Annotated in this window: 19 protein-coding genes, 1 tRNA gene and 2 pseudogenes; 10 read left to right on the top strand and 12 right to left on the bottom strand. The window is 49.4% G+C overall.

Features of this window, described 5'->3' with window-relative positions:
• Positions 1 to 2: 2 nt before the first annotated feature.
• The 6 genes from ACT3RQ_RS04590 to pilB all read right to left on the bottom strand — a co-directional run bounded on the left by ACT3RQ_RS04590 (position 3) and on the right by pilB (position 5,696).
• Positions 3 to 878, bottom strand: a complete 876-nt coding sequence (locus ACT3RQ_RS04590; RefSeq protein ID WP_444621997.1) for a DNA replication terminus site-binding protein — start codon at positions 876 to 878, stop codon at positions 3 to 5.
• Between the two features lie 33 nt (positions 879 to 911).
• Positions 912 to 1,145: a DNA gyrase inhibitor YacG gene (gene yacG, locus ACT3RQ_RS04585; protein ID WP_172116555.1), complete on the bottom strand. Its 234-nt coding sequence runs from the start codon at positions 1,143 to 1,145 to the stop codon at positions 912 to 914.
• A gap of 29 nt (positions 1,146 to 1,174) precedes the next feature.
• Positions 1,175 to 1,765, bottom strand: coding sequence for a dephospho-CoA kinase (gene coaE / locus ACT3RQ_RS04580; protein WP_444639703.1), 591 nt, complete (start codon positions 1,763 to 1,765; stop codon positions 1,175 to 1,177).
• Positions 1,766 to 1,896: 131 nt separating this feature from the next.
• Positions 1,897 to 2,748 (bottom strand): prepilin peptidase, encoded by an 852-nt coding sequence (locus ACT3RQ_RS04575; protein ID WP_444680061.1) that lies wholly within the window; start codon positions 2,746 to 2,748, stop codon positions 1,897 to 1,899.
• A 17-nt stretch (positions 2,749 to 2,765) separates the two neighbouring features.
• Positions 2,766 to 3,998: a type II secretion system F family protein gene (locus tag ACT3RQ_RS04570; RefSeq protein ID WP_444639705.1), complete on the bottom strand. Its 1,233-nt coding sequence runs from the start codon at positions 3,996 to 3,998 to the stop codon at positions 2,766 to 2,768.
• Between the two features lie 3 nt (positions 3,999 to 4,001).
• Complete coding sequence (gene pilB, locus ACT3RQ_RS04565) at positions 4,002 to 5,696, bottom strand: type IV-A pilus assembly ATPase PilB (protein ID WP_444680060.1); 1,695 nt, start codon at positions 5,694 to 5,696, stop codon at positions 4,002 to 4,004.
• Between the two features lie 281 nt (positions 5,697 to 5,977).
• On the opposite strand from pilB, the gene ACT3RQ_RS04560 reads away from it, so the two are divergent.
• The 4 genes from ACT3RQ_RS04560 (at position 5,978) to ACT3RQ_RS04545 (ending at position 7,973) form a co-directional block, all read left to right on the top strand.
• On the top strand, positions 5,978 to 6,319 hold the full coding sequence (locus ACT3RQ_RS04560; protein WP_193053582.1) for a hypothetical protein: 342 nt from the start codon (positions 5,978 to 5,980) through the stop codon (positions 6,317 to 6,319).
• Positions 6,320 to 6,444: 125 nt separating this feature from the next.
• Positions 6,445 to 6,897 carry an anti-virulence regulator CigR family protein gene (locus tag ACT3RQ_RS04555; protein WP_193053501.1) on the top strand — a complete coding sequence of 151 codons (453 nt, stop codon included), beginning with the start codon at positions 6,445 to 6,447 and terminating at the stop codon, positions 6,895 to 6,897.
• Between the two features lie 94 nt (positions 6,898 to 6,991).
• Positions 6,992 to 7,801: an inositol monophosphatase family protein gene (locus ACT3RQ_RS04550; protein ID WP_444639709.1), complete on the top strand. Its 810-nt coding sequence runs from the start codon at positions 6,992 to 6,994 to the stop codon at positions 7,799 to 7,801.
• Positions 7,802 to 7,896: 95 nt separating this feature from the next.
• Positions 7,897 to 7,973, top strand: a tRNA-Pro gene (locus ACT3RQ_RS04545).
• 562 nt (positions 7,974 to 8,535) lie between these two features.
• Here the strand turns inward: ACT3RQ_RS04545 and ACT3RQ_RS04540 are convergent.
• Positions 8,536 to 8,691 (bottom strand): annotated as a pseudogene (locus tag ACT3RQ_RS04540) (transposase); the annotation flags it as partial.
• Positions 8,692 to 8,748: 57 nt separating this feature from the next.
• A pseudogene (locus ACT3RQ_RS04535) lies at positions 8,749 to 9,468 on the bottom strand (transposase); the annotation flags it as partial.
• 612 nt (positions 9,469 to 10,080) lie between these two features.
• On the opposite strand from ACT3RQ_RS04535, the gene ACT3RQ_RS04530 reads away from it, so the two are divergent.
• The 5 genes from ACT3RQ_RS04530 to ACT3RQ_RS04510 all read left to right on the top strand — a co-directional run bounded on the left by ACT3RQ_RS04530 (position 10,081) and on the right by ACT3RQ_RS04510 (position 14,047).
• Positions 10,081 to 10,932 carry an ABC transporter substrate-binding protein gene (locus ACT3RQ_RS04530; protein ID WP_444639820.1) on the top strand — a complete coding sequence of 284 codons (852 nt, stop codon included), beginning with the start codon at positions 10,081 to 10,083 and terminating at the stop codon, positions 10,930 to 10,932.
• Positions 10,933 to 11,003: 71 nt separating this feature from the next.
• A complete protein-coding gene (locus ACT3RQ_RS04525; protein ID WP_444639821.1) occupies positions 11,004 to 11,672 on the top strand; it encodes an amino acid ABC transporter permease in 669 nt (222 codons plus the stop codon).
• A gap of 20 nt (positions 11,673 to 11,692) precedes the next feature.
• Positions 11,693 to 12,433 (top strand): amino acid ABC transporter ATP-binding protein, encoded by a 741-nt coding sequence (locus ACT3RQ_RS04520; protein WP_444639823.1) that lies wholly within the window; start codon positions 11,693 to 11,695, stop codon positions 12,431 to 12,433.
• Positions 12,434 to 12,436: 3 nt separating this feature from the next.
• Complete coding sequence (locus ACT3RQ_RS04515) at positions 12,437 to 13,105, top strand: amino acid ABC transporter permease (protein ID WP_444639824.1); 669 nt, start codon at positions 12,437 to 12,439, stop codon at positions 13,103 to 13,105.
• 339 nt (positions 13,106 to 13,444) lie between these two features.
• Positions 13,445 to 14,047 carry a hypothetical protein gene (locus tag ACT3RQ_RS04510; protein ID WP_444639825.1) on the top strand — a complete coding sequence of 201 codons (603 nt, stop codon included), beginning with the start codon at positions 13,445 to 13,447 and terminating at the stop codon, positions 14,045 to 14,047.
• Positions 14,048 to 14,176: 129 nt separating this feature from the next.
• Here the strand turns inward: ACT3RQ_RS04510 and ACT3RQ_RS04505 are convergent, their stop codons facing one another.
• From ACT3RQ_RS04505 to ACT3RQ_RS04495, 3 genes are all read right to left on the bottom strand, one after another.
• Positions 14,177 to 15,418, bottom strand: a complete 1,242-nt coding sequence (locus ACT3RQ_RS04505) for an SLC13 family permease (protein WP_444639826.1) — start codon at positions 15,416 to 15,418, stop codon at positions 14,177 to 14,179.
• Positions 15,419 to 15,483: 65 nt separating this feature from the next.
• Entirely contained in the window at positions 15,484 to 16,836 is a 1,353-nt protein-coding gene (gene clcA, locus ACT3RQ_RS04500; protein ID WP_444639827.1) for a H(+)/Cl(-) exchange transporter ClcA, read from the bottom strand.
• 141 nt (positions 16,837 to 16,977) lie between these two features.
• A complete protein-coding gene (locus ACT3RQ_RS04495; protein ID WP_444639828.1) occupies positions 16,978 to 19,257 on the bottom strand; it encodes an FdhF/YdeP family oxidoreductase in 2,280 nt (759 codons plus the stop codon).
• A gap of 279 nt (positions 19,258 to 19,536) precedes the next feature.
• On the opposite strand from ACT3RQ_RS04495, the gene ACT3RQ_RS04490 reads away from it, so the two are divergent.
• Positions 19,537 to 19,791, top strand: a complete 255-nt coding sequence (locus tag ACT3RQ_RS04490; RefSeq protein WP_444639829.1) for a hypothetical protein — start codon at positions 19,537 to 19,539, stop codon at positions 19,789 to 19,791.
• Between the two features lie 64 nt (positions 19,792 to 19,855).
• Here the strand turns inward: ACT3RQ_RS04490 and ACT3RQ_RS04485 are convergent, their stop codons facing one another.
• The gene (locus ACT3RQ_RS04485; protein WP_444639831.1) at positions 19,856 to 20,059 is read right to left on the bottom strand and encodes a hypothetical protein; all 204 of its coding nucleotides are present in this window, start codon (positions 20,057 to 20,059) and stop codon (positions 19,856 to 19,858) included.
• Positions 20,060 to 20,227 lie beyond the last annotated feature (168 nt).

Here is a 20,227-nt window from a genome sequence, read left to right as displayed (position 1 = left end):
GATCAGGATCGGTAGCGATAAATACGCAAGCTGGGTAAAAACGCTTCGTGCTCAAGCTTTTCATCGCGCCTTCTTGCCCGTGTGCGTTCCGTAGGGGGGTGTAGCGGCGGCAAGTTGATATGGGGCAGGCGTTGGTCAGGAGCGGGCACAAACAGCGGCATGGCAATATTGAGCGCCCGCCGTGAGTGCCCGTCGAGTAAAGGCTCAGTAAAAAAAAGGTTCGCCCGCATCAAAGGCGCCTGCGCTTGTACTTGTGCCAACGCTTCGTCGCCAGGAAGGCCAGCCAGCTTGCGCAGTTGAATACGTATATGCGGCGCTTCGGTATCCAGTTGCATGAGCTTTTTCTCCGCTTCCTGCACGCTGAGACGCTTGATAGAGCGCCCGCTGCTGTACCAGGCAAGCCGTATACGCGAAACCGGCGCTTCAGCAATCGGTATTTGTCGCCAACACTGTTTCAGGTGGAGTTTGGCAAGCCCGGTACGGCGCAATACATTATCTACTTGAGGGTGGCGTTGTGGCAGGCGTTGCTTGATTTCTCCGAATGCTTTTGGAGAGAGCTCTTTTATCCTATGGATTAACTCGCTAATTGCTGTTTTAGCATGGTTAATAGTGCCAACTGCCTCAATAAGGGGAGTGCCAGCGGCAATCACTCCTATGTAATTACGCGTTTCACGACCGTCCTGGCCTTCCAAGTGCCACATATCCAGCAGTGCGTTTCGCAGCCAGTTTAATTCGACGGACGGCTGATGCATGACCCACGCCGCCGGGCGCTGCCTTTCGTAAAGCACCAGCGCCGCTTCAATAGCGCAAACCAGATTATCAAATCGATTATCAAGCTCATGCAATAAGTGATAAGCGGTTACATCGGGCTCTTGCATGACCAATATTTACCTCACCGTGAAAACCATTCGTTAAGAAAGAGGCGCATCTTTATCCGCTTGTGCCAGAAGGGTATCCAAGTCAGCCTCATCCATGGCTGGCTCGCCTGCGATACGGTGAGACTCTTCAGCCCATGCGCCAAAATCAATTAATTGACAGCGCTTGCTGCAAAAAGGGCGGTAGGTGCTCTCTGGTGCCCAAGCCACTTTTTGGCCGCAGTGGGGGCAGTTAACTTCCATGGGAGTATCATTAGCAGGGTGAGTCATAATAATCCTGAAATATAGATAAAATTGAATTAACGAGTGCGATAAATACTGTCCAGACGCTCAACCTGACGCATCATAAAGTCATAATCTCCGCTGTTATCTATCACATCGTCGGCGTTAGCCAAGCGCTCTTCACGAGACATTTGCGCTGCAAGAATGGCACGTACCTGTTTAGGGCTTACGTCATCACGAGCGAGTGTTCTGGAAAGCTGAACATCGGTGGGTACGTCAACCACAATTGTTCGAGCGACCAGCATGTTTTGTCCTGACTCAAAAAGTAACGGTGAAACGAGAAGTACATAGGGTGAATCGTGGGATAGAGAGGTTAAATGCGCGACTAACCGTTTTCTGATAATCGGATGAGTAAGCGACTCTAGCCATTCACGCTTGGGTGGATCTTCAAAGATAATTGAACGCAAAGCGGCTCTATCAAGCGTTCCGTCTTGCTTGACAATATTTGAACCAAAATAATCAATAATAGCGCTCAAGGCGGGCTCACCTGGTGCCACAATTTCACGGGCAACGATATCTGCATCTACCCAGCTGGCCCCTAGCGATTCAAACGCGCGCGCTACGGTTGATTTACCCGAACCAATGCCTCCGGTTAAGCCAATAATCATAGCTACCCTTTATTGCGTTCTTTAAAACGCTATTTTACGTGTTTTTACGTAGAAAGTCGGTACCCATAGCGCATTACGCCCATGTAGGCGCCGCTTTGGGCATGAGATGCAATATACCTTCTTGGTTTGTATTAAACCCCAGGGAAAAAGGACAAATAAAGGGCGATAAGGTCATGTCCTTCCAGGAGGCATGTCCAGCCCGCTAACGCGAGAAAAGGCCCAAAAGGAAGCGGTGCGCCACGTAAGTGTGGAAAGCGTGTCTGTGCCACAACGCCTACAACAGCACCTATCCCGGCTGAGAGCAGTAAGAGCAGGGGCAGGAAGCTCCAACCCAACCAAGCGCCAAGAGCGGCTAGAAGCTTAAAATCACCATACCCCATGCCCTCTTTTCCAGTGGTTAGTTTAAATACCCAGTAAAAACTCCAAAGGATCAGGTAACCCGCCATTGCACCAACGACGGCATTGGTTAGTAAGTAGGGCTGAAATAAGAGCTGATAGACAAGGCCAGCCCACAGCAAGGGAAGGGTGAGAATATCCGGTAACAAGTAGGTGCGAAGATCGATCACGGCCAGTACGAGAAGGGTTACGCAGGCTGCATAAATAAACAGGCTGGAGAGGTTTATGCCCTGCAGAAGCGCAACTGTTAGGGCCAGTACACCGCTGCTTAATTCTACAAGGGGATACTGCAAGCTAATGCGGGTGTGGCAGTTTGCACAGCGGCCGCGTCGTTTAACCCAGCCGATTAAGGGAATATTATCGTGCCAGGCGATGGAACTCTCGCAGCGTGGGCATTGTGAGCGAGGTGTCGCAATATTAAAGCGAGGTGCTTGTTCCATAGGCAGCTCAAGAGCCGCACGGGCCTCAAGCCGCCAGTGACGCATTAGCATGACAGGAAGACGAGTGATAACAACGTTTGCAAAGCTACCCAAGCAGAGGCCCAGCAAACAAACCACCAGGCCGGTGCTCAGCGTAAGAGAACTCATAATGCTCCTCAGAATACCTAGATGACGGTACCCAGATTAAAAATAGGTAAATACATAGAAACGACGATTCCCCCCACCAAAATGCCCAGCACAATGATAATGAGGGGCTCCATTAAAGACGTCAGCGCATCCACCTGGTTATCGACGTCTTCTTCGTAGTAACTGGCTACACGGTGGAGCATGGTATCAAGGGCACCGGCTTCTTCACCAATGCTTACCATCTGGATCGCTAAAGCAGGGAAACGGTTGGTCATTCGCATTGAAAAATGCAGCTGCTGACCTGTTGCTACCTCCTTTTGTGTCTGGAGTGCCGCTTGTTCATATACCTTATTGCCCGTTGAGCCAGCCGCAGTTGCAAGCCCTTCTACCAGAGGAATGCCGGATGCATACGTCGTGGCCAAGGTACGGGAAAATCGTGCAACAGCCGCTTTATCAATGATGTTGCCGATAACAGGAATACGTAGCAAAAGGCGATGAAGCAGGTAGACAAGCGCTGGAGAGCGGCGCGTCAGCCATCGCAGCAATAGAATCACTGTTGTGGCTGTTCCCAGTAAAGGTAGCCATAGTTGTTGGGCCAGCATCGATAAGTCGACGGTTAGCTGTGTCACCGCCGGTAGCTCAGCGTCAAAGCTTTGAAACATGCTTTCAAACTGAGGTACCACTTTAATAAGTAATAGCAGTGTAATCGCGATGCCGGTCAGCAAAACGGTCGTCGGATACCACAACGCCTTTTTGACACGCCCCTTTAGGGACTCTAGTTTTTCCTTATAAACCGCATTTTGCTCTAACATTTTGTCAAGAGTGCCGGACTGTTCGCCTGCATCAACCAGATTAATAAACAAACGATCAAAATATTGAGGGTGGTATCGTAAGGCGTCAGAAAAGCTTGTCCCTGATGCTACGTCATTGGTTAGCTGATGAACAAGCGCCACCATCGACGGTTTTTTCAGGCTTTCAGCCACTACCTGAAAAGCCTGTAATAGGGGGATGCCCGCTTGAATCATCGTTGCCATCTGGCGTGAAAAAATCATGATATCGCGAGGCTTTATACGTCCTTGGCTACTCAGGTCGCTTTTTTTAGCGACACGCCGCACGTCAATATTTTGTTTACGTAGCTCGGCGGTAACGGCGACCTTGCTGTGGCCGATAATTTCACCATGTAGTAAACGTGTTTGGCCCACCGTCCCTGTCCATTTCCAGCGATACAAGCGGGGTGACTTGGCTTTACGTTTAACGGCATATCGAGTCAAACGTTACTCCTTAATGACACGATTAATTTCCTCCAGGCTGGTAATGCCTTGGATAACGTAATAAAAGCCACTTTGGCGAAGGCTGGCATGTCCTTCCTTTTTGATCTGCTCGTTAATTTCAAGTGCGGACGCGTTGTGCATAATGAGCTGCCGAATTGTTTCGGAAACGGGAACCACTTCATAGATACCCACCCGGCCTTTGTATCCATGTGTGCATTTTTTGCATCCTTCAGCACGGTAAAAGGTTGCTTGTTGAAGGGTATCTTCATTGGTAACTTCGCTGGATAGGGCATCCATGGGGATGTTTGTAGGCTGTTTGCAATGACTGCATAATTTTCGAGCTAAGCGTTGTGCAATAATCAGGCTCACCGAACTTGCAATGTTAAACGGCGATACTCCCATGTTGCATAAGCGAGTCAGGGTATCTGCCGCAGAATTGGTATGCACGGTTGAAAGTACAAGATGACCTGTTTGTGCTGCTTTTATTGAAATCTCTGCCGTTTCAAGATCGCGTATTTCACCTACCATCACTACGTCAGGATCCTGACGGAGAAAAGCGCGCAGTGCATTGGCAAAATCCAATCCAATGTGAGGTAGCACGTTCACTTGATTAATACCTGCTACCTTGATTTCAACAGGATCTTCTGCAGTGCAGATATTCCGCTCTACTTGATTGAGTAGGGCGATGCCCGTATAGAGGGAGACTGTTTTGCCACTGCCAGTAGGACCTGTGACTAAAATCATTCCCTGGGGTTGTTCAAGTGCTTTTTCATAGAGCCCCCTCTGGGTATCTGAAAAGCCCAATTGGTCAATGCCAAGCTGAAGAGAGGTAGGATCAAGCAGACGTAGTACGACCTTCTCGCCGTAAACGGTCGGCAATGAATTGACACGCAAATCTAACGTTTGATGGCGTTTTGCCGAGAATTTAATGGCTCCATCTTGAGGAAGGCGACGCTCCGAGATATCAAGGCGAGCCATGATCTTCAAGCGTGCTGCTATCTGATTTCGCATTGTCAGTGGTGGCTGAGCAACTTCAATAAGCACGCCGTCAATCCTAAATCGAATACGGTAGTGTTGCTCATAGGGCTCGAAGTGAATGTCTGAAGCGCCCCGATCAATAGCGTCCAACAGTACTTTATTAACGAATTCAACGACAGGCCCGTCTTCTATACTTTGGGCCATATCTTCAAGCTGAAAATCGTCATCTTCAGAGGCTAATTTATAATCAGGCAGATGCTTGATGGAACCCAAAGAGGCATATTTATGATGGGTGAGGTAGCTACTTAATACGGTCTCAAGCTGATCGAACGGGGCCAAAATCCCTTCAATACTAACGACATCTAGAGTAAATGTTAGCTCATCAAGTTGAGACAGGACTGATGGGCAGGAAATGGCGACTGTGAGATGACGCCCCCGTTGAGCCAGAGGCAGGACTTTTAATGATGTTAAAAAATGAGCAGGAAAACTGGTCGCTTTTGGCAGTGATTCTAGCTGCAGAGCCTCTAAATCTATCACTGGAAAACCATATTCCCAAGCAGCTGCACAGGCGGCGGCGCTAGCGTCCACGAGTCTTTGTTCAGCTACATAGCGTAATAATGATATCCCCAAGGCGAGTGATGCTGTTTCTGCTTTTTCGGCCTGGTCAATGCTTAGCAGCTCGCTGTTAATTAAACGCTTGGCTAATCCTTCAAATTCCATCAATAATCTCGAAAAGATGATATTTTAAGCTTTTGATATTTAAGTGATTGTTATAATTCATGAAAAGTTTCTAAAAATGCTTTGCCTACGCTCGTAAGAAAAACTAATATTTTAACTAATAAATTGATTAATTATGATTAGTATTGTATCTATAATGCTGCGGTAAGACTAGTTGGTAATTTCAATAAAAATGTGTGTGATGTCGATAAACAGGGGGCAGTTTGGATAAACATAGCGGCAAGACCAAAGGGTGTGAAGATGGCTTTACTCTGATAGAGCTCATGATCGTCATTGCTATCGTGGGCGTTTTGATGGCAGTGGCAGTGCCCCAGTATGGGAATTACCTTGATAAAGCGTCTTTAACCGCCTGCGAGGGGGAGCTGGCTTCCTATCGGAGTATGGCATTGGTAAATTATTCGCTGTCCGAAACAGCTCAAGCAGACTCAGCTATTTCTGATGATTTCAGCTTTCAAGCCTGTGATAGCGGCACTGATAGCCGTAAACAAGAGCTGCTTGACGCGTTTACGAGCAGTAACACAAGTGGGGATGGAATCGAAATTCAGTCAGCACGCGGGGGCATTATTAATATTGAAGCAGGAAAAATCGTGGTCAAAGGCTCTTAGTATCCGATAGGGAGTGGATGTTAAAAGACCCCGTATGATCTTTATATTTCCATACTCTGTGCGTATTTCCTCACTACACTACAAGCTAACCGTGTTAGCCAATATGTTTAGTGAGAGGTTTTCAAATGAAGCGAACGAGTCTAGCCGTGTTGGTAAGTTGTCTGGGAGGATTGATAGTTGCCAGCAACACGTTTGCACAGCCGCCTGCCCACGCGCCAGCCCATGGCGCACGCGATAATGGGCAAGAGCAGCGGTATCAGCAAGGAAGCTCACGTTCGATGCGTGAAAGCCACAATAAGCAATATGTGGATTTGCCACGCGTCAATGAGCGCGAGCTACTGCGCTTGCTACGCCAGTTTAATGCACCCGCTGCTGAATCACTGCCCCCCGGCATTCAACGACAAATTCAGCGTGGCAAACCGCTACCACCCGGTATAGCAAAGCGCTTTGACGGCTCATTGGCCGGTCATTTGCCGCGCTATCCTGGCTACGAATGGGAACGAGTAGGCGCTGATGTAGTGCTGATTGAGGCGGCCACGCGTGTAGTCGTCGACATTCTGGTGGGTGCACTGCGTTAATTTTCCTGCTTTTATTGCATCATCGTGACTTAAAAAGTCATATTGTGTGACTATGCTCAAACTCCTCGCAATGCGTAGAAGGAAAAGCAGAGCAATGCATACATTGAAAGAGCGTCTGGATGTAGCCGTTTCTATTTCCCATGAGGCAGGAGAGCTCATTCGTCAGGCACGCGCAGACCAGTCATTTTCACAACGGCTTAAAGCGGGTGATGAGTTAGTCACGGATGTTGACGTGGCCGTCGATCAGTTAATAAGAGAACGATTAAACACTTACTTCCCTGATGAAGCGCTCCTCAGTGAAGAACTATCCCCCGCGCATGCGTTAAATGCCGATGTTTCTAAACTTTGGGTGGTAGACCCCATTGATGGAACCGTCAACTTTGCGCAAGGGTTACGGCATGTTGCGGTGTCCATTGGGTGGATGGAAGAGGGGATAGCCAAGGTGGGTGTGGTCTATGCGCCTTTCCTGGATGAAACCTTCAGTGCGGCAGAAGGACAGGGCGCTTATTGCAATCAGCAACCGATCCAAGCCAGTAAGGTGATGAGGCTAGCTGAAACCCTGGTAGGTACAGGCTTTCCTTATCAAAAAGAGGCCCGCCAAAAACTACTAGCACGCTTGAATGGAGTACTGGCGCATTGTCGAGATGTACGACGCAATGGAGCAGCAGCGTTGGACTTATGTGATGTGGCCTGCGGACGCTTGGGTGCTTATTATGAAAGCGTTTCGCCTTGGGACTTTGTTGCTGGCTGGGTTGTTGCCCGTGAAGCTGGGGCAAGCGTAGGGCACTTGGGTATCGTTCCAGAAGGCGTGCCTGCGGACCTGTATCCTAATGAACTGCTGGTGACTGCGCCCGGTGTGTATGAAGCGATGCATCGCCTGTTGCTGGATGCAGACCATGCCTAATGCCAAATACTTGAAAAGAAAGCGCAAAAATAACTTTTCATTTGGCGCATAAAGCGATAGTATACGCACCGTCTTGAGGGAAATGCACAAGACATCGGAGTGTGGCGCAGCTTGGTAGCGCGTTGCAATGGGGTTGCAAAGGTCGCAGGTTCGAATCCTGTCACTCCGACCAAGAATATTATTGAAAACCGCCGCTTACGGGTCATGCCGAGCGGCGGTTTTTTTTGCTTGGTAAAACATTGGTAATATTTTGGTAAAACCAGCGCTCCGTAGCTCTGGATAAGCTATGCAGAAATAGTCGTAAGGTGTGGGCCAGCTAGGCCATTACCTATGGTTAGATCTCTCGGATTCAAAATCCGAAATTTGTTCATTTATTAAGACGATAGTATCTGCTAGTTGCTGTATATCGTACGATTCGCCTCTAAAGTTAAATGAATGTGTGGAGGGGGCATAGCCTCGCATCATGTTTTGGGGATCGATACCCCCTATGGCGCTGGGCGGGCCAATCATGTCTGAGAGGATGTGACGCTCTGGGCTATTTTCTCTCCAATCGTCTAATCGCTCATCATAGTGTTCTAAGTGGTTTCTAATATTTCTATCGCACAGAAAATGGCCTTGATCAGGGAGGCCTAACTTTTCTCTCAATATCTCACCGCGCAACCTGCGCTGCTCGCCTTTATTCCCTTTAGTTTGAGGAGGCCAGAAGATTTTTGACATATTACTAGGGCGTGTCCTCATTTCATTTTCAACCAAATGAAGGTGCGCGCCAGGTAAAACATGGATTTGAAATTTCGTGCCAGTTTTTCAAAGCGAGTGGCAATACTGCGAAAGTGTTTCAGCCGGGCAAAGAGGTTTTCTACCAAATGGCGATGCCTGTAGAGAAAGGCATCAAAAGTAGTTGAGCTGGTGTATTGCATTGAGCGCTAACTCTGATTGAGTTTTAGCCTCACCAATATGACCCTGAGTGCTGGCAGATTCAGGTCAATCTCGATAGCCAGTACCTCCCGGTTAAAGTCGTCCTGCACGTTAAACGTCCGAAACCGGCGACCACTGAACAGACTGTCGCTCACATGGCCCAGCATTGATTGACGGAGGCTGGTACGCTCAATGGCCCCGGGTTTCGTGTCGGGAGCCGTTTCTTGCCCCGTCGTCGTTTATTCAGGTTGAGTGCACAATATAGCCGGTGGACCCGCTTGTGATTCCATCCATACCCCCCAGCGTTGCAGCACCTTGAAGGTTTTTCTGAAGCCGTAGGCGAGATAGCGGTTAGTTGCGCTTTGAAGCGCTGCAATTACTGGTTCATCCCGGGAGGTGTTTGGCCGATACCGGTACACAGAGTCACTGATGCCAGCGATACGGCAGGCCCGTCGGAGACTAACGCCATGAGCCTGCTTGAGATAATCCACCCGTTCTCGTCGAACAGCCGGCTTTACAGCTTTTTTCGATGACATCCTTCAGAAGCTTGTGGTCGAGGCTGAGCTCGGCGTACATCTGCTTCAGACGGCGGCTTTCCTTTTCCAGCTATTTAAGACGCTTCCATGCCGCCGTACTTGGCTTTAGTTGTAGTAGGTCGCATCGGAGATGCCGTACTCCCGACATACTTCCTTGACCAGGCGTCCGCCCTCGACTTCCTTCAGGGTCTTGACGATCTGAGATTCGGTGTACCGTTATTTCTTCATGCCGTTCTCCGATTGCCTCATTGTAGGCTGGAGAACTCTAATCACGCATGCACCGATTTTAGGGATGGTTACAGCACCGACGTTACAGCACCGACGGCGATGTGTGGCTGCAGCGCTGGATCCAACCCATGCAACTACGCATTGACGAGCAATGGCACTATGTCGAAGAGTGCGTGCGCGTCGATGGCCGGTGGCGTGCCGCCTCCCGCTGAGAGCGCATCAACGGCGAATGGGTGCTAACCCGTGACGCCCGTACTTGGGCACTGCATGAGCTTGAATGGGAGGATGATCATTTTTGGGAGGGAGTTGCCGAGACCCAGTAGCGCCGTCGAAGGGGTAAAAGTCGCGCGGGTAACACGAGCAAGATTCACTTGGTCGTGGTTGCTTATGGGCCGCTGATTGTGTTCAGCGAAAGCATGGCGGCATTAGCCTTAGCCTTTGGTTTTATGATTACCCATGTAAACAGGCCTTAATAAATGTTTATCTTATTAAATTAAATTTGGCAAGACAATTGCTAGCTCGTTAACTTGACAAGCATGCTCAGAGCTGACCAAACTCCCATGCTACTGACAATAAATCCAAATCACAGGGCATCTTATTATGAAAAAACTATCTTTTGTATCCACCGCAATGCTTTGTTCGGCTATTAGTGGAAGCTTTTTTATAACCTCTGCGCATGCTCAGGAAACTTACACTGTCGGTGTGGAAGCTGCTTTTCCGCCTTGGGCATACGTTGAGAGTGGTCAATTCAAAGGTATTGCCATTGATGCAATGGAGGCCATTGCAGATGAGGCTGGTTTTGAAATTGAGTTTCAGGATATGCCCTTTTCATCCTTGATCCCTGCGTTAGCGGCAGAAAGAATTGATATTCTCGCAACTGGGCTGACGGTGACGGAAGAGCGCAGTCAGAATATCGACTTTACAATCCCTTGGTGGGAAACGAACGATGTTGTGTTGGTACCGGAGGATTCTGATCAAAACATCTTTACTGCCGTGTGCTGTGGTGCACGCGTGGGTGTTCAAGGTGGCTCTTCACAGCAAGCCTGGATGGAAGAGAATGTTGTGAACTCCAGTGATATAGACGTCGAACTTGCCAGGTACGATAACTATGTCACTGCGGTTGATGATATGGCCATTGGTCGTATTTCCTCCGTAATCGTCGACGATACATCTGCTCAGGAATATATCAACGCGGGCAGACCGGTAAAAATGGCAGGTAAAATTTACATACGTGCCCCGTTAGCACTTGCCGTTACAAAAGGTGACCCTCAGGAAATTCTAGGCATTCTAAACCAAGGGATTCTGACAGCTTATGAAGATGGTACGTGGGGTGAGATTGTTGAAGAATACATTCCTGGCGTAACGCCTCCTGCGATTCCCGGTCATATGCCCGACTTTGTTGACACTTATCAAAAGCCTGTTGCTGGTCTTCCCGAGTTAGGTAACGAATAACTTTTCGGTTTATTAAGAAGCGGCCTGATTTTATTTAGGGCGCTTCCTGTCTGCCTCGTAGGGAAGCTTTCATGAATATCTATGACGTATTGATACGTGATTTCCCTTTCTTGCTTAAAGGGTTAGGCGTTGCCATTGTTCTGTTAGCGGCGCTTCTATTGATCGGTTTTGTGCTTGGGATGGCGATTTGTTTAATCCAGCTCTATGGGCCTAAGTCACGCCTGGTGCAGTGGCCATTAAAAGTGTATGAACGTATTTTTCGCGGCATTCCGATCATCATCATGTTGTTCATATTCTATTACGGTATCTCGGGCGTTTGGGATGTTTCAGCATTTGGTGCCGCTGTTCTTGCCATGGGGCTGCGCTCAGCGGCTTACCAGTCGCAGATTTTTCGTAGTGCATTTCAGTCAGTGCCTGCCGGGCAAATGATGGCAGCTCGCGCCATGGGGATGTCCAAATTAAGTGCCATCCGGCACATCATGTTCCCGCAGGCAGCACGCCATGCGATTGGCCCGTGGACAAACGAGTTTTCTTCCGCGATTAAAGAGACTTCTCTGGCTTATGTGATTGGTGTCGTTGAGCTTACACGCCAGGCACACTATATCATTACCAGTACTCAGGGAAATGTTTTGACCGTGTTTGCCGTGATCGCGCTTATGTACTTCATTCTTAATCGTGCGGGTAACAGCTTGCTGTACGCTTTTGAGCGTAAGCTGGCCGTACCAGGCTTTGAAAAATAATATAAGGGGTTCAGCCTACAATGGCCAACGATCTGATTCTGGACGTGCAAGACCTGAAAAAAGCCTACGATGGGGTGGATGTTCTCAAAGGCATCAGCTTTAGTTTGAGAAAAGGTGAAACCAAGGTGCTGATTGGCCCTTCAGGGTCGGGTAAAAGTACTTTGTTGAGATGTATTAACTATCTCACCATACCGGATGCCGGTTGTATCAAGCTAAACGGTGAAGAAGTCTTGGACACTAATATTGATGCAATGAGGGCGCGAATGGGCTTTGTTTTCCAAGATTTCAACCTGTTTTCTCACTTAACTGTGCTCGACAATGTGCGTATTTGCCAGATCAAAGTGAAGGGTAAAGATAAAACTTCCGCCACTGAACGGGCACATCAAGAACTAGAGCGGGTCGGCTTGACCGATAGGGCAAATGCTTATCCAGCTGAACTTTCCGGTGGCCAGCAACAACGTGTATCGATAGCGCGTGCTTTGGCGATGGATCCCGATGTTTTGCTGTTTGATGAGCCAACATCGGCGCTTGATCCTGAGCTAACGGGAGAAGTGACGAAAGTGATGCAACAGCTCGCCAAGGAAGGGATGACAATGGTGGTCGTGACTCATGAAATGAGCTTCGCACGTCAAGCTGCTGACGAGATTATTTTTATGGAACATGGATATATAGTTGAGCAAGGGAAGCCTGAAGTCATGTTCAATCAATCTACCCACGAGCGGACACGCGCTTTTCTCAACGTTATTGCCGAGCACGGGTGAGCCATGCAGGAGTTCATCGAATTTGGGATTGAATGGCTGCCCTCTCTGCTTGCGGGTGTTCCTGTTACGCTGTCGCTGTGGATAATTGCGATTACGTTGGGGTTCTTTCTAGGGCTCATACTGTGTTGGGCTCGGGTGTATGGCAATCGTTTTTTTTATTGGATTAGCACTGGGTATGTGGAGTTGTTCCGCGGAACACCCATGCTAGTGCAAATGTTTTTTATCTATTTGGGGCTGCCTCATGTCGGGATTGTTTTCGATGCATTCACGGCTGCTGTTATCGCCATCACACTTAATAGTGCGGCTTATCAGGCAGAGTATTTTCGTGGATCAGTGCTGTCGGTGCCAAAAGGGCAGTTGGTAGCTGCACGGGCGTGTGGGATGAGCCAGTGGCAGGCTATTCGCCATATTCTGCTGCCACAGGCATTGCGTCGCGTGATTCCTCAATGGTCAAACGAGGCGATCATCGAACTCAAATTTACCTCTATTGCTTTTACGATCGGTGTAGTGGAGATCACCGCGGTTGCGTCAGATATTGGCTCACGCACGCTGGACTTTTTTATGGTCTTTCTCTGGGCGGGGGTGATTTACCTGGTGTTGACATCTACCGTAGCGAGCTTGTTAGGTCTGCTCGAAAGACGGACTTATGTTCCAGGTGTTACCAATATTTAATTTTTCCGGTGAGCTATGGGCCTGTTAACTTTTGTCAGGTAGCGACAACCTAGGCAAGCCTCAGGAAGCTGAGCATGGTAGACAGCTATGTTAAAAATGTGCCGCTAGAGTGATGCCGCTTTGCACTCATAATCCCATGCCCAGTTAACGGCAGATGGATTCACGAAAAATGTGGGGTAACTATATTCGAAGAAAGGGGCAAACCAGTCAGCAAGGATTTTGTATAACTAAGAGCTTCTACCGAGATAATCGAACTGATACCGTCGGGAAGTAAAAATACAAAAAAACAGGTTTTGATAACCTGCGTATGTTGATCCAGTTGCAGCATCGCGAGGTGACATGAACGAGTTGCCGCACGTTCCTTCCAGTGTAGAAATCTTTACGCATATCCGCATCATCGTAGGAATGGTGCTGGGGCTCAGCGTTAGTCGCCTGATTATCGGCCTCACGCGTTTCGTTCAACATCCGGGGCGGGAGAAAATTTATCTCCTACACATAGGCTGGGTGCTATTCCTGCTACTGTTCATCATTCATTTCTGGTGGTTTGAATTCGCGCTCGCCCATCGCCCGAACTGGTCCTTCGCAATCTATTTCTTCCTGATATTCTACGCTAGCCTGTTTGCAGCCTTGTCGGCGATTCTGTTTCCAGATCGCATGGACGAATATCAGGGATATGGTGATTGCCTCCAAAAGCGCAGCCGGAGCTTTTATGTTTTGCTGCTAGTGCTTTTGGTCGTCGATGTTATCGACACCCTGATCAAGGGCGGTGACTATTATGCAGCCCACTATGGCTGGTATTACCCGGTTCGCCAAGCGGTGCTGATTGCCGGAACCATATTGGCGCTGGTCTGGCGATCAGAACGCTATCAGGCGGGGTTCGTTGTATTTGCGCTCCTGTTTCAGGTGATCTGGATCGTCAGCCTGTTCGAAGTGATCGACTGACCATCGTCCGGGGCGTCAATATTCGGGAAATAGCGTGTGGTGATACCCACGCCTCGTATAAATTGCTCGGCAACATGGGTGTTGCATCGGATACAATGAAGACCGTTAGTAAAATACGAGCAGCCATGATCACGCGGTCAGTAGTGTTATCCAGGCGAGTGCCAGCACTATGCAAGCGGCGGCAACTGGAACGCCTGCACGGCAAAATTCACGCATGCTAATGGTGATGCCGCGACTTGCCGCCTGCTCAACCACAATAATGCCCGCCAGGCTTCCAAAAATGATGAGGTTACTGGAAAAGCCTGTACTCAATGCCAGCGCTGCACCAAGCGCATCCACATCCCCTGAATGCTGTAAATATGGCGCCAGCAGCATTACCGCAGGATTATTCCCAATAACATTACTTAAGACTGAGCCGACAATAAAAAGTGTTGTTGGGTCGGAAAAGTCGATGCCTGCCGCCTGCATTTCGGTGATGATCTTTTGCGGCAGTCCTGTCTGTGCGAGCGCTGCATTCACAACAAACAATCCCATTAATAAAAGCAGCAGATTCCCATCAACCGTGCCGAGCACCTCCTTGGAAGATAAGCGGCGGTTCACCAGAATAATACCTGCTGCTGACAGAGCAATAAGTTCGCGAGGTAAGTCTGAAAATACAAAAGCAGAAATTACACCAATAGTCACAATCGCGGCTTTAAGGGTTTCTAATCGGTCCATTGATGCTATCGGCGCTGGCGACTCACATGGCACACTCGGATTATGCGGCGCAAGCTTCCAGTTGCCTCGATAGAGCAGGGCTACAACGCCCCAAACGAGTGGTAAGGAAAGCAGCGCAGGTACCAGTGCAACTTTCATAAATCCGGTAAACGATAAGCCCAGCGCTTGGGCTGCAATCATATTTTGTGGGCTGCCAATAATAGTGGCTACCGAACCGGTATTGGTCGCAAAGCAAAAGGCCAACAAAAATGGCGTTGGGTTAAGTCCACGAGAGAGGGTTATCGACACTAACAACGGTGTCATGGCAACCACGACGACATCATTCGTTAGCACCGCCGACAGGCCTGCCCCCGTTATTACTAGCAGCGCAAGCAAGCGCGGAGGAGAGACATCCATCGAGGCCACTTTACTGGCGAGCCATGCGTAAAACCCAGAAACGGAAAAAGCACCTGACACGATCATTAGCCCGAATAATAAGCCGACCGTTTCATAATCGATTGCATTCCAGGCAGCCTCATCGGTAATCCTCTGAAAGCCAATCATGGCGACAGCACCAACGACGGCCGCGCCCGTTCGGTCAACACGAAAACCAGGAAGATGGCCGAGTGCTAATGCCAGATAGACCAGCAGAAATATGATGACAGTTATATCCACTTTATCCTCGTACCAACGATTTTGGTGCCTACGTATAAAAGACAGTAGTGCTAATGCCTAAAAGCTTATGCCAGACCCGTTTTGTCGGGCCCTTTGGCTGCCGGGTTAATCTCGGCTTGCGCCAATGTTTTTTCGAGTAGCTGGTCATAAATGGGGCGCCCGCCGATCCATTGAGCCACCATATTGGCAGTGACACATGTGGCTATCAGAGGCATAACCATTGTATAGGAAGCTGTCAGCTCAAGGGTCAGGGCTACGCCGACCACGGGAGCGCGCACTGAGGCCGAGAACAGACCGCCCATCGCCGCTATACCGAATGCCAGTGGGACGATGCCGGCTGATGGCGCTAAGGCATCAAGGGTGCCACCAAAAGCCAAGCCAACGCACATTGATAAAGCCAGCATAGGCGCGAAGATACCGCCTGGTGTGCCGGCTGAATAACTGGTAACCATCGTGCAATAGCGCATTATCGCCAATAGCAGAAGAAACATTAATCCTTGGCTGTGCTCAGCAATAAACGTCAGAGCATATTCGCCACCTGTCACGGATAACGGCATGAGAATAAGCAGCGCCCCAACTGCAAAGCCGACAAGCGCGGGAAAGAGGTAGGGGATGCGTGCATTGATGCTCGATGCGAGTACCGCCATGTGCATAAGGCCTGCATTCAATGCAACACCGAGAACGCCGAGAAGGCAGCCTAGCGCCACAAACGCTGGCAGTAGCCAGTTTTCAGGGGCTGCAACCAACATGGAAAAATCGGGCGCTGTACCCCCGATGACTTGCGTCATCACGGTTGCCAGCAGCGCGGCAACGATAATGCCCATATACGTCCGGAACGTATAAGGAAACTGACGGTGTGTCTCTTCAATGATGAAAAGAATAGCAGCAAGGGGAGCATTGAAGGCGCAAGCCAAGCCAGCCGCTGCACCAGCGCCAAGCATGCCGCGCCGCTCAGTTTCGCTTACCTTAAAAAAATCGGTGATCGCCGCGGAAAACGAAGCACCGATATGAATGGTGGGGCCTTCACGTCCAAGGACCATGCCAGAAGCAATGGCCGCCACACCCGTGAAGAACTTGATAGGAAGCACTCGGCGCCAGTGGACGGTTCTTAAGCCCAGCATGGCACCTTCAATTTCTTGCACGCCACTACCACGCGCCTCAGGGGCATAGCGGTTCACGAAATAGGCGGAAAGAACCGTAATGCACATCGTGATTAGTGCAGCCGAGATAATGAGCACAGTACCGCTAATATGCTCAGCCAACAGATGTGGCCAAACCTGGAGGCGGTCGATCAAAAGGTGGAAAAACGAGCCGACCGTGCCTGTTAATATTCCCGTTATTCCGGCAAGTGTGACATAGCGTATCTGGGCATTACGATTTCCCGGTCTGTCTAGATTTTCGACAGGATCGTCCATCATTGAGTATCTCAGTTTGGATAGTTCAGGGAGACATGCTCTGTCTCCCCGTTGGGTGCCCAGCACCTTGCTTATGCCTGAAGTAGTGAGCTTAAAAAATCACATTTCCGTTTGATTCAGTAGTCCCATCTGAGAGGTTCCGCCTCACAGCGCATGTGATCGGAGTGAAACCTCTGCTTTTGTGATGGTGACGGGAATGGATTTATAAGCAGGGACCTCGCTTTCGTGGTCCTTGTCATCCAGACCAACAAGGCAGTTGGCTTCCGGGAAGTACGTTGCCAATGAGCCACGCGAAATCGAATAATCAACCAGTGTCAGCCCTGCCAAAATTCGATCTCCTGACCGTACGTCGACGACATCACCTTCTTCGAGCCCCAGGTCTGCTAGATCATCACGGTTTGCGAACAGTACATCACGCCTGCCGTGGACGCCTCGATAACGGTCATTCAAGCCGTATATTGTTGTATTGTATTGATCATGGCTACGTATGGTGGTCAGCGTGAGTGCTGTATCATCGCGTCCGTCATCTTCGTCTGTACCCGACATGACAAGGAAGTGCGCTTTGCCGTCAGGCGTATCCCATTCTCGCTGACTTGCACCAACTCTCAGACGAAAGCCGCCTGGTTTTTGAATACGCTCATTGAAGTCAAAGAAATCCGGAAACACAGCCTCAATTTTGTCACGGATCTGGTTATAGTCGGCAATCAGCGCCTTCCAGTCGACGGCCGTTTCGGGCAGTGCTGCCATGGCGAGGCCTGCAATAATGGCGGGCTCTGAGCGCAGTTCATCTGATGCGGGCTTTAGGCCGCCCCTTGATGCATGGACCATCGACATTGAGTCTTCGACAGTGATGCTTTGTGGGCCCGTTTCCTGGATATCATGCTCGGTTCGGCCTAAGCACGGTAGGATGATGGTTTCATGTGCTGTCAGCAGGCAGGTTCTGTTGAGTTTTGTGACAATCTGGATGTTGAGATCAAGGCCGCGGAAGGCATCGTAGGCGATTTGGGGATCGCTCATGGCGACGGCAAAGTTACCGCCCAAACCGATGAATGTCTTTGATCGTCCATCACGCATCGCAGCCAGTGCGTTGACGGCATTATGACCATGGGCACGAGGGCTTTTAATACCGAATGCCTTATCTAGCCGCGACAGAAATGCCTCGTTTGGAATCTCTGTGATGCCGACTGTTCTATCACCTTGAACATTGGAGTGGCCCCGCAATGGGCAAATTCCAGCACCGGGGCGTCCCATATTTCCGCGTAGTAGAAGCAGGTTGACCATTTGCTGGATGGCTTCTGTCCCATGCCGGTGCTGGGTGATACCCATGCCATAGCAGAAGATAACGTTCTCGGCAGATGCATAGATGTCTGTAAGCGCTTCAATTTGTTCACGCGGTAGGCCCGAACGGCGAATAATGGTGTCCCAGTCTGTATTTTCAATATCCGACTTCAACGCCTCAAAGCCAACCGTGTGTTCGGCAATAAAAGAGCGATCAAGCAGGCCGCTCCCACCTGCGTTCATGTTTTTCGTATCAGCATCAAACAGCGATTTCATAATGCCTTTGAACACGGCTACGTCGCCGCCGACCTTCACCTGAAAATAAGCACGATCAATACCTGTTGCGCTATCAGTGAGCATTTCACCGGGCGATTGTGGGTCCTGAAACCGCTCCAGGCCTCGTTCACGTAACGGGTTAATAACCACCACCGGCTTTCCGCGCTTCGAGACATCCGCCAGCGTTCTGAGCATACGTGGGTGGTTGGTTCCAGGGTTATGCCCTATACAAAAAACGGCATCAGCCTGCTCAAAATCATTCAGCGTCACTGTCCCTTTGCCGATGCCAATCGATTTTGGTAGCCCGACACTGGTAGGCTCATGACACATGTTGGAACAGTCGGGAAAATTATTCGAGCCGAATTCACGTGCAAAAAGCTGATAAAGAAAGGCAGCTTCGTTGGATGCCCGTCCTGAGGTATAGAACTCCGCTTGCGTAGGATCGTCGAGATTATTCAGAGCGTCTGCAGCCCGGCTAAATGCTTCTTCCCAGCTTACTGGAACGAAATGATCAGTTTGGGCATCAAAACGTACAGGCTGCGTCAAACGCCCTTGGTTTTCCAGCTGGTGATCCGACCATTCCCAAAGCTCTGAAACGGTGTGTGTGTCAAAGAATTCTGACGTGACGCGTTTGGATGTCGCCTCCCAGGTGACGGCCTTGGCGCCATTTTCGCAAAATTCAAACGATGATGTGTGTTCGGGGTCCGGCCATGCACAGCCTGGGCAGTCAAAGCCATCGGGCTGATTCATTTGCAATAATGCGCGCGTATGGGTACTCATCCCCATTTCTTCACGCACTGCTTCGGCGACAGCTTTGAGTGCTCCCCACCCGCCAGCCGGTTTATTATAAATCTTGATTCCTTTGGCCATGCTGGTTCGTCCCCCAGTGTGTTTTAAAGCATTTAATTATTGGTAATATAGATTAATTCTTAATGTTAGCTTAGCAAATGCTTTCGGCAAAACCGATTGTTTTCTATCTTGGGAAAATTGCTTGCCACAATAGCGCGTTATGTGTGGCTCGCTAAAGATTTTGTCTATCAAGGACGCATTAGAACGAAAAAAGAAGTAAATGTGAGAAGGCTGCACAGGTTGGTGACACGAACATGTCACTTTTCCTACCAAGAGATTTTGCCAAGGAAAGAGCGGGGGTTGCTAGTTACTCAACTGCAAACTCTTGGCATCGGCACACTGCTGAGCGTTATCCATTTCAAGGAGAGCCGTATGGACCGTATTTTTGCGTGGGATGACCATCATGGCCGGGTGGTTTATCGCATACCCGGCTGTACTCATAAGGATGGACGTGAGGATAGCGATTTGTCGCCGGTATGGTTGCCTGCAAAGGCGTCTGAGCTGCCGGAAAATGTGCGTCTTGAAGATCTTCGAAGGGTATCGGTGGAAGAGTAAGTGAAAAAAGCCAGAAAGGGCACTGGCGAGCTTAATAATATGCCCTGCCAGTGCCACTCCAGTATTACGGTGTTAATATGTCAATGACTTTAACTTCATAATTGTCATCATGAATGGCGACTACCTTGATAAGAGCGTCTCTCGACACCTGTTTATATTCATCACGTTTATCAATTAGGCCAAAATGCTCTCGCTCGTCGCCGACAGTTAATGCGTCATTAAAATCCGTTTTTGGCAACATCAGTATATCGTCAATCATTATGGACATGATATTTCTCCATCAGCCGTCGTTATTTCATGCTATTTTTTAGGACTCCGTTAGAACGTTTTAGTTTGCTTGTGATCACACAATGGCTGCGTTAAAGGTGGCTTTAATGTTTGTTAATTTAGCTATAGAAAAGCCGCCGACGAATGGCGTGAGCGGCTTTTAGGGAAA

The organism is Halomonas sp. AOP43-D1-4, assembly GCF_052446175.1.
Classification (GTDB): Bacteria; Pseudomonadota; Gammaproteobacteria; order Pseudomonadales; family Halomonadaceae; genus Vreelandella; species Vreelandella citrativorans.
Note: the sequence above shows the minus strand (reverse complement) of the source record. Positions and strands in the feature narration are given on the sequence as shown.